Origin of the sequence: Flavobacterium algicola (genome assembly GCF_022399565.1) — a bacterium.
Lineage (GTDB): Bacteria > Bacteroidota > Bacteroidia > Flavobacteriales > Flavobacteriaceae > Flavobacterium > Flavobacterium algicola.
This window is the reverse complement of sequence record NZ_JAJTUT010000004.1, coordinates 87666-105481: the sequence shown is the minus strand read 5'-3', so window position 1 is coordinate 105481 and position 17816 is coordinate 87666. Positions and strand designations below refer to the sequence as shown.

The window sequence follows — 17816 nt, the reverse complement described above, 5'->3', positions numbered from 1 at the left end:
AATTTCATAAAATACAAGAACTATCTTATTAGGTATTTATATAACTTCTCTAAAAAATTAGTGAAAATTATTCCTAAAGAAAGAAAAAAATGAAACATTTTTTGTCGGATTTCATAGTCTCAAAGGCTAATACGTTAAAAAGCATGTACTAACAAAAACACAGAATTAATGTATAATTTAAAACAGATAAAATAAATATATCACAATTTTAAAGATAAATTACGAGAGTGCTACCTATTAATGGAATCAAAAACTTATAATAAAAAAAAAGAGACTACTCCACTTACAAAGCGAAATAGCCTCTAAAACTAACTACAAAAAATGTGTTTAATATACTGTCTTAATTTACTTTTGCTTTTACAGTGATTTCAAAAACTTTAGTAAAAACCCAAACATCTCCTACTTTAACAGCATCAATGGGAATAGCTCCTTTATATGTAACCTTTTCACTGTAGGTATTAGTGAGAGTAATCTTAAAAGTTCCAACATTAGGAAACAATACATGTGCTTTTGCGTCAGTAGTTGTCAATCCTTTTTCTGTATCTATATACGGAGTAAGATCTGCACCAGTAGTAGTTGGAAATTTTTCTTTTAAGTAAAAATTTCCAGTTTCTATACTCCATTCATGCGATAAAGCTCCTTGTGAAAAATCGATAAAAGTAAGGTTTGTACCTGCTTGAACCGGTGAAAGATTAAGATCTCGTCCGCTTAAACTCGAATAATAAGACACATCCTGAAAAGGATAAGGGGGTGCTTCATAATTATTTGAACAACTTACTACAAAAAGTAATACGAGTGCTATTGCTATATTTTTCATAATTTTTTATTTAGAATTTAAATTAGGGTTGTTGGCAACTTCAGTTGAAGGAATTTCAAAATAATTATGATTCGCTGCATTAAAATTGGTACTTGCTCCTACATACTCATTTGTAATTTCTGTTTGAAAATCAGGAGCTACATTAGGCGTTGCACTAGCCGATTTTACTTTGGTAATAGAAGCTCCAAATCTATATCGTGGTGTAAAACCTGTTGCTCCTCTATCAAAGGCATTTAAGTAATATTTTCTTGATGCTAAATCGATAAAATTTGATTTCAACATCCCCCATCTTCTTAAATCATTAAATCGAATAGCATAACCTTCTGCGGAAAGCTCTAATGGTTTTTCGATGTTTTTTAAGTGGCTCATTAATGTCGTTGGATTAGTATAATCTTTACCGTCACTTAAGTAAGTTCTAGTCGCATCAACTACAGGCCCTAATAATTGAAGTCCCCAACGAGCTCTTAATATATTTATCAATCTTAACGCTTCAGTAATACTTGCGGCATCTCCTTTAGTAATCAAACATTCGGCTTGCATTAAATAAACATCTGCCAATCTATTCAAAGTAACATTTTTACCAGACTTTAAGCTTGATCCTGTTGGGTTATCCGTTTCGTTAACATCAGTGTAAATATCGAAGTTTGAATATTTTTTATATCGACTAGGTCCGGCCGTTGCTCCAAAAACACCTTTTATAGTAACTGTACTTCCATAATAAGCAGTTTGTTCGTCCTCAGCTATTGTTACCATTGCAGAGGCTCTCAAAGGAACATTTCGTAGGGGTTTTAACAGGTCACCATCTATATGGTTTGCGGCAACTTTAGGGTCTTTTGCTTCATTTTTATATTCCCAAGCTAGCCATGCTGGAACCGCAAAAAGGTTACCAAAGTTTGATGTAAAAAAGGATAAACGATTCGTTAAACTTTGTTCGTCAAAAGCATTGGTAATATCGGTTCTTAAATTAGTATCATAGGTTAATTCGAAAATAGATTCTGCATTATGTTCCCCTTTAGTAGTAAACATTTTTGTAAGATCTGTAACAATCGAATAATTGGGGTTTGAAATTACCGAAGAAAAGTATCCACTTGCCAAATCGAATTCATTTTGATATAAATGACTTGTTCCTAAAATAGTAGCTGCAGTGACTTTATTTGCTCTACCGTTGTTTCTATCCCCGCTTAAATTATCATAAGCATATTTCAAATCTGCCCTAAAAAATTCTAAAACTTCTGATGCTGGGGAAAGAGGTAATGTATAATCTGAAGCTAATTTTGGAACTGATTTTTGAAGTACAACACTTCCACCATTAAAGGTAGTGTGTAGATAAAAGTAAAAAATCCCTCTTAAAAAACGAGCTTCACCCATTTGTTGCTTCCAGGTTACTTCATTTACAGTACCTTTTAATTTATCTAAAGCTTCAATGACAATATTAGCTCTCAAAACTCCTCTATAAAGGGCATTCCAATGGAAATCTACTTCAGGTGTACTTGCATTATAAGTATGCGTATAAAACACATCTCCACGAGTTAATGTACTCGGATTAGGTCTTGTAGCACCTGGCCATCCCATATCTGCGCGTATGGTCTGTTCGCGTATTATAGTAGCATTGTAAGCCAACATAGCTGAATAAGTAGCATTTAAGCCTAATTGCGTTTCTTTTAAATTAGTAAAGAAATTTGAAGAATCCTCATTGTTAGGATTTAACTCCGTCAAATTTTCATCTGAACAAGATGCCAACATCATAATGGATAGGCAGACAAGTATATATTTATATATTTTCATGATATTTTTTTATTAAAATTAAAAATCTAGACTCATTCCAGCTAAATACATCTTAGCTAAAGGGTAATTTCCTTTATCCAAACCTCTAGCATTGGCACCACCACCCACTTGAGGATCGAAACCACTATAATTAGTGAATGTGAATAAGTTTTGTCCTGTTAGATAAAATCTACATTTTGTAATACTTAAGTCTTTGATTAACTTTTTAGGCAAACTATATCCAAATGTTATGTTTCTAATTCTTAAGTAAGATCCATCTTCAACAAATAAATCTGAATCAGCTCTATAATTACGTGATGCTTTTAGATCTCCTCTATTGGCTGGAATTGTTGTTTCAGTATTTGTGTTTGACCAAGAATACAATAAATCTTGATGACGTTGGTTACCATAAGCAGTTGCCTTGGCTCCATTCATAATTTCATGTCCTACCGCCGCATACAATTGTGTATAGAAGTCAAAGTTTTTATAATTTAATTTAAAGTTATAACCCACTTCATATTTTGCCAATCCACTTCCTTTATATACTCTATCTCTTTCGTCAATGACTTGTTTTCCATTGGTTTCAGTTAGATCATTATTTACATATCTTAAATCACCCAGTTTAGCACCTGGAACTAACAATTTATACTCGGCTATATTCTCAGGTGTTACCAACCCATTTGTTTCGAATAGGAAGAAGGATGCTACTTCATGTCCTTTAGATATTGCTGTAATTTGAGATTCATTCCTAGCTCCAACTACAATTCCATTATCTTCCGTTAGTACGAAAGGTGCGGTAGAAGCTATCTTTGTCACTCTATTTTCATTAGTACTAAAAGTTCCATTCATATTGTAGTATAATTTCCCAATATTATTACGATATCCCACAGCTAACTCAAACCCTTTATTGGTCATTTCGCCAATATTGAATGCCACTCTATTGTAAGAAGCATTATCTGTCGTGGTAGTTCCTGCAGAACCAGGAGTAGAAACATTAAATAACAAATCTTCTGTTTTAGTTTGGTAATAATCAGCCGTAACAGTTAATTTATTTTTAAAGAATCCTAAGTCAATACCAATATTATTTTGTTTTGATGTTTCCCATTTCAAACTTGGATTACCAAATGTAATTTGAGTTGCTCCTGAACTAATAGTACCATCTGGATTAGCATAATCAATCAATCTAGTTACAGGCGAAGAGTAACTATAATCTCTTACATTGTCATTACCTACGGATCCACTAGTTGCTCTGAATTTGAAATTATTCACAACATTAGTCAAACTACTGAAAAACTTTTCATCAGAAATATTCCACGCTGCTGCAATAGAAGGAAAAACACCCACTCTATTATTTTCAGCAAATCTTGATGATGCATCTCTACGAACACTAGAACTCAAAATGTAACGTCCTTTGTAATCGTATTGAAATCTACCAATTATTCCTAATAACTGACTAGTGGTATTATAACCATTTCCTACCGAAGAAATACCAGTAGCAGTATTAAGTACTTCAAAATTATTATTTACAACTCCTGATTTTCTAGCAAAAAAACTTTTAAATTCTCTTTCTTCTTTAGAAACAGCCACAGTCAAACCAAAATTATGTTTTTTATATAATGATTTATTATAGGTTAGAATTCCATCAAAAGTCGTATTTGTAAATCGTGCAGCTTCATTAAGAACATAACTTGCCGTTAAAGCATCTGACTGTGTTAAACCAGTTTGTATATTAAAAATATCGTGAGATTCTCTAAATTGAGTATTATAATTATTCGCGTCATTCAATCCAACACGAGCAGTTACGCTTAAACCATCAAATAGTTTGTAATTAAAGTCAAAAGTAGCATTTGCTCTAGTAGTTTCTCTTTGGTTTTTAAAGTTAATACTACCCAATACCCAACTTAATCGATTAGAATCTTCACCTCCAGCAGTTTCCAAATCTTGTAGCACTGCACCAGGATCTAAAGCATCTTGGGTTGGAAAATATCGTAATATTTGACTAACCGCTCCCGAAGCTCCAGTGTCATTTTTTTCTTTTATCATAGCAACACTGATAGTAGCTGTTAACCTATCTTTAGTATATGTTGCATTTGCTCTCGTATTGAATCTACTAAAATCAGTATTTTTAATGATCCCTTTTTTATCATAAATACCCGTTGACACACTATATGTCAAATTATTAGTCCCACCGGAAAGATTTAACGAATAGTTTTGTGTTGCAGCATTATCAACAAAGATTGCATTTAGCAAATTTGTGTCATTTTGGTAAGCAGATTTATTTCGGTAAGTCCCTAAAATCAAATCATCGTTAAGACCTTGATTTCTATTATAAAGCACATCTACATACCCTTGGTCATTGGCATTCAACAAAGACACCTGATTTCCAGAAATTTTTTCTATACCATAACTCCCATTGAAACGAACTACCATTGAACCCGCTTTACCTTTTTTAGTAGTTATTAAGATAACTCCTCCTGCTCCACGACTACCATAAATTGATGCAGATGCAGCATCTTTCAAAACATCAATTGTTTCAATCTCATTAGGATTTAATCCTGGATCACCTACTTGAGCTATACCATCTACTACATATAATGGACCACTATTATTTGAAATAGAACTTACACCTCTAATTAAAATTTCCGAAGTCCCACCTGGCTCAGATGAGCTAATTACATTAACTCCCGAAATTTGACCTTGTAGTGCATTTCCTAAATCAGAAGTTACTTGATTCTCAATATCTGCAGCTTTCACACTAGCTACAGCACCAGTAATTTCTTTTTTCTTTTGAGTACCATATCCAATCACAACCACATCATCTAGTCGCTGCGTTGATGATTTCAACTTCACATTTACAGATTTACCATCTACTTTTACGTTTTTGGTCATCATACCAATGTAACTAAATACTAGTAAATCGCCTTCTTTTGCATTAATAGCATATTTCCCGTCAAAATCTGTAGTTGTTCCTTTTGCTTGGCCTTTAACAATAATTGTTACTCCAGGAATGGGAAGACCGTCCTCGTCTCCCGAAACAGTTCCTCGTACCACACCCATTTGTGCATGTGCAGTAGCAGTAAAAAAAAGTGCCAGTAGGCCAAGAAACAAAAAACGTCGTAAAACATTCTTTTGTTTATTAATTTCTCTAATTCTCATTTGGTTAATTTTAATTATTATTTAGTTACTTATTAAATAAGCTTAACATCTTTTAATTTCACAATCAAACAATATCTTATTAAAATCAGTATTATTTATTAAATATTAAAAAAATGTTAAACATTTATACAAATTAAGCAAAATGTTAATTAATTATTTTAAAGATAATTACCCATTCCTAGCACTATTTTACCTCTCAGTAAAGAAACAGTTTTAATATTGCAAAAAAAGAAAAAAATACCTACATATAACTTCAAGAGATTGCTATGAGGCTTATTGTTCGCACATATTCCAATATTTTTTGGAATAACAGTATAGAAAATTGCACCACATAAAAAATAAACTGCGCCTATTCTATAGTGGGAACATCTTTGAAAATTCTAATTTCTGACAATTTTAACTCGCTATTACCACAATTCTGATAATAATAATTAACATTATTTTTTTTATACTGTACATTCCATTTTGTGATTTTCTTTCTCCCTATAAAATCTTAATGCGATATTAATTTTTAAAAATAATATTAGCTGCAGTAGCTAGTATAAAATGCAAAATAGCACAATGCGATTAATAAGCTAAAATAGTATTACCAAAGGATAATTCTCAACACAGTAGATATATTGAAGTTGTAATACATTTGCAAATACCGAAAATTTAAAAGAATCTTGATTTAACAAAATTTGACCTGTATTTCTTATACCAACTATTTTCAAGATCCTTTTTTAAAATTAAAAATAAAATAATTAACCTTAAACAAACCAGCGTATGTAACATTTTAACTGACTCGGGAAATAAATAAACATTAAACAATTAAATATGAACAAAAACCATCGGAATAAAGCAAAATCACTTTTTCCATTTCAAAGTAATTTAAAAGTAGGATCCGTTACTTGTATCTTATTAATCTCTGGAATAGTAATGCATACCAACTCGTACGGAATGGATGTAAGTAAATCACCACGTTTGGTATCTAATTACTTAGATCAACAGACAAAGATTAGTGGTACTGTAAAGGATACAGACGGGATGCCGATACCTGGAGTAAACGTTTTGATAAAAGGAACGGTTTCAGGAACAACTACGGACATGGACGGAAATTATATTTTAGCAACTTCCAGCTCGAGCAAAACATTAGTTTTCTCCTATTTGGGATTAAAAACACAAGAAATAAATATAAATGGCAAAAATGTAATTAACACCATTTTGACAAGTGATCAGTCCGTATTAGAGGAGGTTGTAGTTGTTGGGTATGGTGTGGTAAGAAAATCAGATCTGACAGGTTCAGTTTCATCAGCCGATACCAAAGAATTAAATAAAACACAAAATACATCTATTGCACAAGCTATTCAAGGTAGATTAGCAGGAGTTACTGTGACAAAAAGTTCAGGTGATCCAGGCGCAACTCCTACAGTGCGTATTCGAGGAATTGGTACTGTCAACGGTGCCGATCCCTTATATGTTGTGGATGGAGTACCTATAAATGACATTTCGAGCATAAATATGGCAGATGCAAAATCCGTTGAAGTTTTAAAAGATGCTTCGGCAACAGCTATTTATGGCTCTAGAGGAGCCAATGGAGTTATTATGATTACTACTAAAAGCGGTAAGAAGGGAGCACCAAATATTAGTTATAGCACCTATGCTAGCGTAGAAAATCGCATTGATAATTTAAAAGTTTTAAATTCAAATCAATGGGCTATGCTGTATAATGAAGCTAATGTAAATGATGGTAAACCCGCAAATCCTGATTTAGCGAATCCATCATTACTACCTAATTACAACTGGAAAGATGCTGTTTATAAAACGGGAACATTAGAAAGTCATCAACTGGCTGTTACCGGTGGTAGCGAAAAATTAACTTATTATGTTTCTTTTGGATCTGTATCACAACAAGGAATTGTAGATCAATCTTCTTACAAAAGAACAAATTTCAGAGTTAATAATACCTACCAAATTAAACCTAAATTAAAGGTGGGCCATAATATACAATATGCTTCTTCAAATACTGTGGCTGTTCCTCAAAATGGATTTAACTCTAATTTAAAAAGTGCTTTTGTCGGTTATATGATTGATCCTGTAACTCCTTTATATAATGCTGATGGATCATTAGGTTTATCAAAATATTCCTTGCAAGCTGTAAGCCCACTTGGTTTGGTTAAATATGGACAAACACCGTCAGAAAAAGAAAGCTTCTTAGGGAATGTGTTTATTGAAGCTGAAATTATTAATGGACTAACGTTTAAATCCAATTATGGCCTTCAAATAAATAATAATAATGTTGATAATTTTAAACCTGCTTACAATGTTTCTCCACGTTTTAATGCTCCTGTAAGTGTTTATAATATTCAAAGAAACCAAGATAGAGTAATTATAGTATCAAACACATTAAACTATAACAAAAAATTTGGTGACAAACATAACTTAAACGCTTTATTAGGACAAGAACAACAAATATTACGTTCAAATTCTGTGAGTGGTCAACAGAGCAATATACCTAGCAGCGTCGAGAATCCAACAATTGGTGCCGGATCGTCGTCAACATCCATCATAAACGGTGGTATATCCAAATCAGAATTAGTATCATTCTTTGGTAGGCTTAATTACAATTATGATGAGCGCTATTTATTAACAGGTACTTACAGAGTGGATGGATCATCTCGTTTTGGTGCTAACAACAAATGGGCAAAATTTCCATCCTTGGCTGCCGCATGGAATATTCATAATGAAAAATTCTTCAAATCGAATGTAGTTGACCAGTTAAAGTTTAGAGTGGGATGGGGGAAAACAGGAAATCAAAACATACCCATTACTGCTGTATTTAATACATTAAATGTTGGAACAAATTACCTTTACGGAAATGATGTTACCGCTTTGGGAGTAGCTCCCTTAACACCTGGGAATCAAAATTTAAAATGGGAATCAACAGTATCAACCAATTTTGGACTTGATCTTGCATTTTTGCATAATTCAATTACGTTTTCAGCTGACTATTTTGTTAAAAACACGACTGATATGCTAATGCCGAGTCCCATACTTCAAACATCTGGCTACACGAACTATCCTTACACAAATGCAGGAAATATTGAAAACAAAGGACTAGAACTTACTGCTAATTACAAAAAATCTTTAAATGAATTTTATTTTAGCTTGGGCGGAAATATATCTTTCATTAAGAATAAGGTTATTAGTTTAAATGGAGATGGAAGTATTATTCAAACAGGAGATAGCGATCCATTTTATAACATTAGTAGAACGGAAGCAGGTCATCCATTAGCCTCTTTTTATGGGTATGAAATGGTTGGAATTTTTCAAAATCTAGACGAAGTTAATAGTAACGCATCTTTACCAAGCACAAAACCGGGTGACGTAAAATATAAAGATTTGAATGGAGATGGAAAAATTGATGATAATGATAAAAAATTTATAGGTTCCCCTTTTCCTAAATTTACTTACGGAATCAACATAGATTTATCTTATAAGCAATTTGATTTAACAGCATTCCTACAAGGAAGCCAAGGAAATAAAATATACAATACAACAGATTACTGGTTGCAAACAGACATTTCTACCAATTCGAGTACCGTAATTTTAGATCGTTGGACAGGGGAAGGTACTTCAAACACTATACCGCGAGCATCTTTTTCTAGTACAAATAACAATTCACAATTATCTAGCCGCTTCGTGAAAGATGGATCGTATTTAAGATTAAAGAATGTCCAAATCGGATATTCATTTCCTGAAAGTTTCTTAAGTAAGTCTTTCTTATCAAAACTTCGGTTATATGTAGCAGCTCAAAACCTGCTTACTATTACCAAATATGATGGTTTAGATCCAGAAGCAGGGGTTGATCCGTCCCAAAATAGTCCGTTGGACATCGGGATTGATAGAGGGAGATATCCATCCATTAGATCCTATACGCTTGGACTTGATATTAACTTTTAATAAAACTGAAAATGAAATTAAATAATATAGTAATTAAAAATGCTCGGTACTGCTTGATAGCAGCTGCTGCATTATTGGCTTCTTGCAGTAATGAACTGGAAGGAAAAGTGTACGGCACACCTATTTTGGAAAATTTTTATAAAAATTCTGATGATGCTGAACAAGGGATAAATGCGGCATACAATCCTATGAGAGAAATGTATGGAAAAGAAAACTTCTGGGCAGGAATGTCATGCGACCTTACATTTGGTGATGTAGGAACCGATGATTTTATAAAAGGAGGTATAAGCGTAGTTGATAATGTACCACTATATCAAAAAGAAAGTTATAACATTCCTACATCAAACCTAGCTGTAAGTAGAATTTGGCAAATTAACTACAAAGGAATTTTATATTGTAACTTAATTTTGAGTAAAGTTCCGGACATTGAATTTATAGATACTACACGAAAAAAAGAAATTCTAGCCGAGGCGCAATTTATGCGTGCCTATTATTACTTTGATTTGGTAAATAGTTTTGGGGGCGTACCAATTATTGATAGACCGTTAGAGCAAGGAGAATTTAATGTTCCTCGCTCAACAGAGCATGAATCATATACTTTTATTGAAAATGATTTAAAAGCAGCTATTGCCAACCTGCCATCGCGTTTTGAGAAACCTCAGTCATATACAGGTCATGCTGACAAGGGAGCTGCATTGGGCTTAATGATGCGTGTATCAATTTATCAAAATAAGATGGATCAAGTTAAAATCTATGGTGATCAGTTATTTGCATTAGGCTATTCTTTATTTTCTAATTATAGTTCTATATTTCAAACTGAAGGGGAATGGAACTCTGGTTCTATTTTTGAAATAAATTATACAACTAATACTAGTTTACTTGGAACTAGTATACCACAATTTATTTCACCAGTAAGTAAAAAAGGATATGCTTGTATGCAGGCAAAACCAGATCTTATTAATGAATTTGAAACTAATGACCCCAGGTTAACCGCGACATTCTACCAGACTCCTGTTACTTATGGTACGGGGTGGTTTATCAGAAAATATGCTTGGGCTCCATTTAGTAATTATCCAACTCCATCTGTTGGCGGAAATAATAATAGTGCTAATAATATAAGAGTAATTCGATTAGCTGATGCGTATCTAATGTATGCAGAGGCTGTTTATAGCACAAATCCAAGTGAAGCTATTAAATATGTGAATTTAGTTAGAGCAAGAGCGAGGGGCAGTAATTCTGCCATTTTACCTAACATAGCTTCTACTTTAACAGGTACTGCTTTACTAAATGCAATTTACCACGAGAGAAGAGTTGAGCTGGCTGGTGAAGGCTTTAGATACCATGATCTAATTAGAACAAATAGAGCAGAAACTTTATTAAGCCCTCTTGGTTTTATAAAAGGAAAGCATGAATTAATGCCACTACCCTATTCTGAAATTACACTATCGAACGGAGTTTTAAAGCAGAATAATTATTAAAAACTATAATAATCAAGCCTGAAAAAGCGTTCGAAATTTAATGTGTTTTAACGATAAGCCCGATATTTTATCGGGCTTATTGCTTATATTTAAGTTCTAATTTTCTAATACTTATTTTTCACAACATCTCACTAAAAAATCAATGAGCATCATAAATTATTTAAACAGTAGAATACTATAATTAATTAATAAACCAGCCTTTTTAATAAAATGAGGTAAAGTTTTGCCTATCTGGTAATTGGTAATAGCTTTAGTTGTCAATGTTGAATATTTTCTCGACTGCACTCGAATTGACAAACGTTGTAAAAAAAGTTGTAGAACAAATAAAATCCTTTTTTAAAAGGTTTAATATTTGACTAGAAACTGAATGTCATCTATTATTTTACCCTTAACATGCAAAATATTCAATTTTAGTAAAGAACTGACGTACGATAGATATTTAGGATTTAATTGTTCAGGCACGGACTTTTTTACAAATCAAGAAGGATATTTTTTTCGTTTTTCGATGGATTGTCATATTAATGAGAAAAATATTATAATTATTATTGAAGGATAATAATGTAATTACGCCACAATTCGTATTTAGTGCTATTACAAGAACAGATATTACAGGAAGTTTAGGCGATTCTCAAATGTTAACAGCTAATGATTATGATGGTTCCGATCATCTTTTATTTAATGGTAGTCTCGGAAGAAGATAAACAACAGTAAATATATATGAGCGCAGAAAGGTTAAAATATTGAATAAAAATGTTTTACTATTTATTTTTCAAGATTCATTAAAAATTAGTCTTAAAAACAGCTACAATAAATTTATAAATAATATTTATGGATTTTATAGATGGTATTGAAGTAAGTATAGGCCTTTTAAAATTTTATATCTACTGAAATTGAAATAATTGTAGCTATAAAAGGATAGGCTGGAGTTGATGATATAGTTACTGATGAAAGACAAGATTATGAAAATAGAATTTAAGGAAGCATTATAATTAAAAAAAAAACAATCATAGCCGACAATTCTCAGGTCGTTCACGCAAATGGTCCGCTAATCATATCATTAAAAATCGTACTGAGATATTTCACTGAAGTTAATGGTTCAATATTAACACTGATGAAATAAATCTACAAAGTTTTTCAAAATTATTTTACTGGGAAGTCCTTAAAATAACTCTTCAAATTTGTATGAATTTCTTATTTTTTTTAATTAGACAGATGCTCATAAAAGCAATCTTTAATAATTTTTAACTTTATATAATTTATAAAAAAAGTGGAGTATAATGCTCCACTTCTTAAATCAATATTTTTTATTATTATTTATAACTAACCTGAAAGTTCCCTTTTTTGACTTTACCATCATTATAAGTGATCTGGTAACCAAAGGCTGGAATTTCTAATCCTTCTTTCGTTTTTTGTTTTACTGGTCCTAAGTTTACAATAATTTCAGTACCTGATGTGAATTTTGATCTTTGCAAGTTAAAGTCGGGGCTTAAATAGTCATGTGACTGCAATTCTGAGAAGAACGTTTCTTTATTTACAGGACTTACTACTTGATTTGCTATCTTAATCATATCTTTCATACCATCAAATTCATAAGGCGAAAAGAAAATGGTCGATCCTACTCCAAACAACATGTTACGCAAAGACTTTACTTTAAAATCTCCGTTTTCAGAAATTTGATTATCTGGATCTTGTATTTTTCCAAAAACAGCAATTGCATCATGAAACACTAAATTAAACAAAGGAGCTCTATGTGAAATCTCAGATAAACTAGAGTTCAAATACGTCATTCCTTCAAACATATCAAAATACGGAATGTACTGTTGTTGCCCGTGTTCTGTTCCATTTACTAGGTTTTTAGAATCTAGGTACTTTGCTAAATTAAAATAACCTGAATTGTCTTCATCTGCAAAATAGGAAAAGGATATGTCCGTGATATCAGCTTCTAAACCTAAAGCTGCAATCTCTTTGTCAAGATTTTTTTGTGCCAAAGCCAATTGTTTGTTTTGGTCAATATTCGCCCAACGACTTCCTGCACTTTTTAATTTTCCCGAAGCGTCTTTTGCAAATAAACCGGTATCAAATTTTGGATCATTCTCCAATGTTGCTGAATAAGCATGATAAGATGAATATAAATAACCGTATTCTTTAGTCAAATCAACCGCTTCTTTTAATTTAGAAACACCTCCTAAAGCCTCACTAATAGGCCAGCAATTAGGAACAAAATTAGAGAATGTTCCCCAGGCATGGAAAAAGGCGTTATCTACCTTTAATTCATCATGGGTGGTTTTAATCATTTCTTTCAATTGATCAAACGTAAATGCCATTCCTGGCATGTTTACATAGTGTGGATAACCACCATAAACTCCCATGTAAACTGCTCCTGCTAGTTTTTTAACATCTGGATCTCTTTTAGCTTTGTCTTCTAATGATACAAAATACCCTCTCTTAATGGCTTCTTTACGATACACTTTAGCCATGTCCACGTAATTTCCATTTGGAATAAATTGGTAACTAATTATTTTAGGTTGATTTTCTTTTTTTAGGTTCCAAATAGGATCTAAAAAAGCGATTCTTTTGTTAGGAGACATCTTTCCTTCAGAGTTGTATAAATATTGTCCGTTGTTGTTGATGTTGTAAAACATTTTAGGTCTTGAAGCTTCGTCAACAATTCCGATAACAGCTGATTTTTCATTGTAGGTTCCCCACCACGGCATAGACAAACCAGATGCATTAAACAAATCCAATGTACCTGTTGATTTAGCTACATAAGTTGCATCATCCCACCTGCAAAAAGCACCTCCGTTCATAGGGAAAATATAGGATGGACTAATAACCCCTTGTTTTTGAGGAATAACAGCTGCACCACGATCCACATCAGTCTCTAAACTAAACGCTCTTGATGGATATCTTAAATCCAATACTTTGTATTTCCCGGATTGTACTGATTTGACTTCCACATCTAGTTTTGCATCCTTAGCATCTAAGCGCAATTCAGTGGTAATGGTTACTCCTTCAGCAACAGTGTCATTTTCTAAAACTGGATTTGTAAACGCAATGGTTACTGTATTTCCAGTTTTGTTTAGTTTGATCGTTTTACTCTTAGAGATATTAACCGTTTGTTGTTTTCCTTTTAAATCGTTCATAGTTAAAATACCTGCAGCAACTTCCCACGGATCTGATACCCAAACTTGTCCTGATTTTTTTTCGAATACAGTAAAACTCCCTGTTTTATCGTCTACAGTTACTTTTAATACTTTATTTTCAAGTACAATATCAGTAGCAACTACTGACTGCTGTTTTACACCTTCCTTTACCGTAAAACTTGAGAGGGATTGCAAACATATAAAAGCTACTACTACCTTAATTAAGGTGTTATATTTTTTCATAATCTCATTATTTTATTAAAAAAAAAAACATTTAAATTTGGATTCTATGTTTTTATTATATTTAAAAGAGTTTATTGAAACAAAATTCAATAAACCCCTTTTAGACTTTCAACCTCAAATTATTTTTTCTGCTTTTCAGTCCACTCCGTATATTCTTTCGGCGACATTCTTAACTTATCTATTTCGAATGTATCCTCAAATCCAGGAAACCTACCCGAAGCCCAATAATCAGCATCAGCTTGAGAGTAAAACCACAAAGGAGTAATGTGCTTTTTAGACCATAATTTAGTTTCATCAACCATCTCTTTTACACGATCAGGAAACTGACCTGCTAAATCTTTGTGCTCTCCTATGTCTTTTGTGATATTAAACAATTGCCAAGGTTCATTCCCCATACGTACAATTTTCCAATCTTCTTTTCTAGCTGATACATCTGAATATCCTTCACGGTAACGCCAAGCGTAAATCATCTCATCTTTGTGCGGACTAGTATTGGATTTTATATCGTTCCAAATATTTTTACCATTGACTACCTTTCCTTTCGGTAAGTTCGTTTTGGCCAAATAAGCAAAAGTAGGGTATAGATCTAGAGCCGATACGGCGTGATCAAAATGAGTTCCAGCGGCAATAACATTAGGCATGTGCATAAACATTGGCACACGGAAACCACCTTCAAAAGTATCACCTTTAGTTCCTTTAAGTGGATAATTATTTGCCCCATGATCAAAATTCCCACCATTATCACTCAAAAACACGATCAAGGTATTTTCAAATTGTTTGGTTTCCTTTAATGCTTTTACAATTTGTCCCACTCCTCTATCTACTGAATACACCATAGCAGCATAGGTACGTCTGTCAAGATCTTTGATGTTTTCAAAAACTTTCAAATCTTCTTCTTTTGCTTCTAATGGCACGTGTGGTGCATTGTAAGCTAAGTACATAAAGAACGGTTTTTTCTTCACTTTAGATTCTTCTATAACACGTACCGCTTCTCTTGAAAAAGCGTCGGTAATGTACTCCGTTTCTTTAACTTCTTTGTCATTATGTAACAAAGGCGTAAAATATACATTGATAGGATACGCGCCCGCTTGTTTTTGTTTTTCAAAATACGGTTGGAATTTTTCAGGAAAATATTTATGTCCTCCTCCTAAAAAACCAAAGAAATCATCATACCCTCTTTTGTTAGGTGTGAATTCTGGATAATCACCTAAATGCCACTTTCCAATTGCTGATGTGTAATATCCTGCATCTTGCAACATATTACTCATAAAAGTTTCTTTAACTGGAACACCACTACGAGTATCGCGACCATCATCTCTTAAATTATATGGAGTTCCTATTTCTTGTGTGTAACGTCCTGTCATCAAAGCAGCTCTACTAGGTCCACAAAAAGGGTGTGCCACATAAGCCGAACTGAAGATGGCTCCATTAGCAGCTAATTTATCTAATTCAGGAGTGATAATATCTGTAGATCCATTGAAACCAACATCATTGTACCCTAGATCATCACATAGAATCACAAGAATATTGGGCTTTGAGGTTTGTGCTTTCGCAAAAGAAAAACAGCAAACCATCATCAACAGTACATGGCTTAATTTTGTATTTATTACTTTATTCATCATTTTTTGAGTATTAAAAACTATTAATTTGAAAAAACTACTTTCTGACTTTTATCAAATTGTTTGGTTAATGTTTTTACCAACATTGGATTAGCGGCTGCAATATTAGAACTTTCAGTAGGGTCTTCTTGATGGTCAAAAAGTTCTACAAATAAAGGGGCATCATTAGGATGTCTTCTGTCTTTCCAGATCACCAATCGATAACGATCCGTTCTCATAGCATAGCCCATCACAAATTCTTCAAATGAAGCTCTATCCCACTTTTTTCCCATTTGATTTTTAATTTTTGATTCTATTTTTTGAATCAAAGGTTCAAAGAAAGAGTTTCTAAACGGAGGTGTAAACGGTCTTGCAGCCCATTCGCGTAAAGCGGGTGTTGGAAAAACACTAAAAGCTGCTTCATCTCCTTTTTTAGAAGGTTTCTTTAACAAAGGAACAATACTGTTACCCTCTAAAGTATTCGGCTTTTTCAAACCGGCTAAATCACAAAGTGTAGGGTAAATATCAATTAACTCAACTAATGCATCTGATTTTTCACCTTTTGCTTTATCAGTTACTCCTGGAGCTACGATTATAAAAGGAACACGTGTCGCAATTTCATAATTGGTTGCTTTTCCCCAATATCCCATTTCACCAAGGTTAAAACCATGATCAGACCATAAAACAATGATGGTATTATCATATTGTCCTGCGTCCTTCAAGGCTTGAATCATTTTTCCCATTTGTGCATCTACATAACTTACACAAGCAAAATACCCGTGGCGCAATTTGCGTTGCAACTCTGGTGAAAAAGCTTCTGATTTTGGCATATCAGCACCTACACGCACTTCTAGAGATTCAGACAATCCCATAGTAGCACCATCTTTTGGAGGATTAACCTGATTAGCAATTGGAATTTTAGCTTCATCATATAGATCCCAATATTTTTTTGGGGCTACCCAATCCAAATGAGGCTTCAAGAAACCTAGTCCTAAAAACCAAGGTTTGTCCGTTTTCACTAATTCTTTAAGTGTAGCGATCGCTGCAACGGTATTTTCTCCGTCTTCATAGGTTTCATCAGGAACATCCGCACATTCTACCACTGGACCTTTAGCCAACCAGTTTTCGCGAATCATTTTTTCTCCATATTTGGCATCCAATGCTTTTTTATTGTCCACATACATTTGTTGATTTTCCTTCAATGCATATTGGCTAATAGTTTCTGGAATGGAAGGATCTTTTTTAGGTCGAACGGCTTTACGACTCCATGATAATTCATCATCTGTATATTTTCCATGGAAAATTTTACCTGTATACACTGTTTCATAACCGTTTTCACGAAAATGTTGTGGAAGGGTTATAATACTCGGACGATTGGCTCTAAAGTCTTGGAACAAATCAATTACATTAATTGTTTGTGTTCTTGCTCCTGTCATCACACTAGCACGTGAAGGTCCGCAAATGGCTTGCTGGCAATAAGCTCGATTAAACTGCACCCCATCTTTTGCCAAAGCATCAATATTAGGTGACTGAACCACATCTGAACCATAACAACCTAGATCTGCACGCAAATCATCAAAGGCTATAAAAAGAATATTAGGTTGTTTTTTTTGTCCTTGGCTACAAAAAGTAACCAAAGACAAAATTAAACATATAAAAACTTTATTAGTCATTG

The 17816-nt window shown here is 33.2% G+C and carries 8 protein-coding genes; 2 read left to right on the top strand and 6 right to left on the bottom strand.

Going from position 1 to position 17816, the window contains the following annotated elements; genetic code table 11:
* Positions 1-340: 340 nt before the first annotated feature.
* From LXH21_RS14735 to LXH21_RS14725, 3 genes are read right to left on the bottom strand one after another with little or no spacing between them, the layout of a single operon-like run.
* Positions 341-817 carry a hypothetical protein gene (locus LXH21_RS14735; RefSeq protein WP_239867578.1) on the bottom strand — a complete coding sequence of 159 codons (477 nt, stop codon included), beginning with the start codon at positions 815-817 and terminating at the stop codon, positions 341-343.
* A 6-nt stretch (positions 818-823) separates the two neighbouring features.
* Positions 824-2602, bottom strand: a complete 1779-nt coding sequence (locus tag LXH21_RS14730; protein ID WP_239867575.1) for a RagB/SusD family nutrient uptake outer membrane protein — start codon at positions 2600-2602, stop codon at positions 824-826.
* 18 nt (positions 2603-2620) lie between these two features.
* On the bottom strand, positions 2621-5737 hold the full coding sequence (locus LXH21_RS14725; RefSeq protein ID WP_239867570.1) for a SusC/RagA family TonB-linked outer membrane protein: 3117 nt from the start codon (positions 5735-5737) through the stop codon (positions 2621-2623).
* Between the two features lie 816 nt (positions 5738-6553).
* Between LXH21_RS14725 and LXH21_RS14720 the strand changes: the two genes are divergently transcribed.
* On the top strand, positions 6554-9679 hold the full coding sequence (locus LXH21_RS14720) for a SusC/RagA family TonB-linked outer membrane protein (protein ID WP_239867569.1): 3126 nt from the start codon (positions 6554-6556) through the stop codon (positions 9677-9679).
* An 11-nt stretch (positions 9680-9690) separates the two neighbouring features.
* Positions 9691-11157: a RagB/SusD family nutrient uptake outer membrane protein gene (locus tag LXH21_RS14715; protein ID WP_239867566.1), complete on the top strand. Its 1467-nt coding sequence runs from the start codon at positions 9691-9693 to the stop codon at positions 11155-11157.
* Positions 11158-12467: 1310 nt separating this feature from the next.
* On the opposite strand, the gene LXH21_RS14710 is transcribed toward LXH21_RS14715, so the two are convergent.
* The 3 genes from LXH21_RS14710 to LXH21_RS14700 all read right to left on the bottom strand — a co-directional run bounded on the left by LXH21_RS14710 (position 12468) and on the right by LXH21_RS14700 (position 17814).
* A complete protein-coding gene (locus tag LXH21_RS14710) occupies positions 12468-14543 on the bottom strand; it encodes a DUF5696 domain-containing protein (protein ID WP_239867563.1) in 2076 nt (691 codons plus the stop codon).
* 119 nt (positions 14544-14662) lie between these two features.
* Positions 14663-16165 (bottom strand): sulfatase-like hydrolase/transferase, encoded by a 1503-nt coding sequence (locus LXH21_RS14705; RefSeq protein ID WP_239867560.1) that lies wholly within the window; start codon positions 16163-16165, stop codon positions 14663-14665.
* A 20-nt stretch (positions 16166-16185) separates the two neighbouring features.
* Complete coding sequence (locus LXH21_RS14700; protein ID WP_239867558.1) at positions 16186-17814, bottom strand: sulfatase; 1629 nt, start codon at positions 17812-17814, stop codon at positions 16186-16188.
* Between the last annotated feature and the right edge of the window lie 2 nt (positions 17815-17816).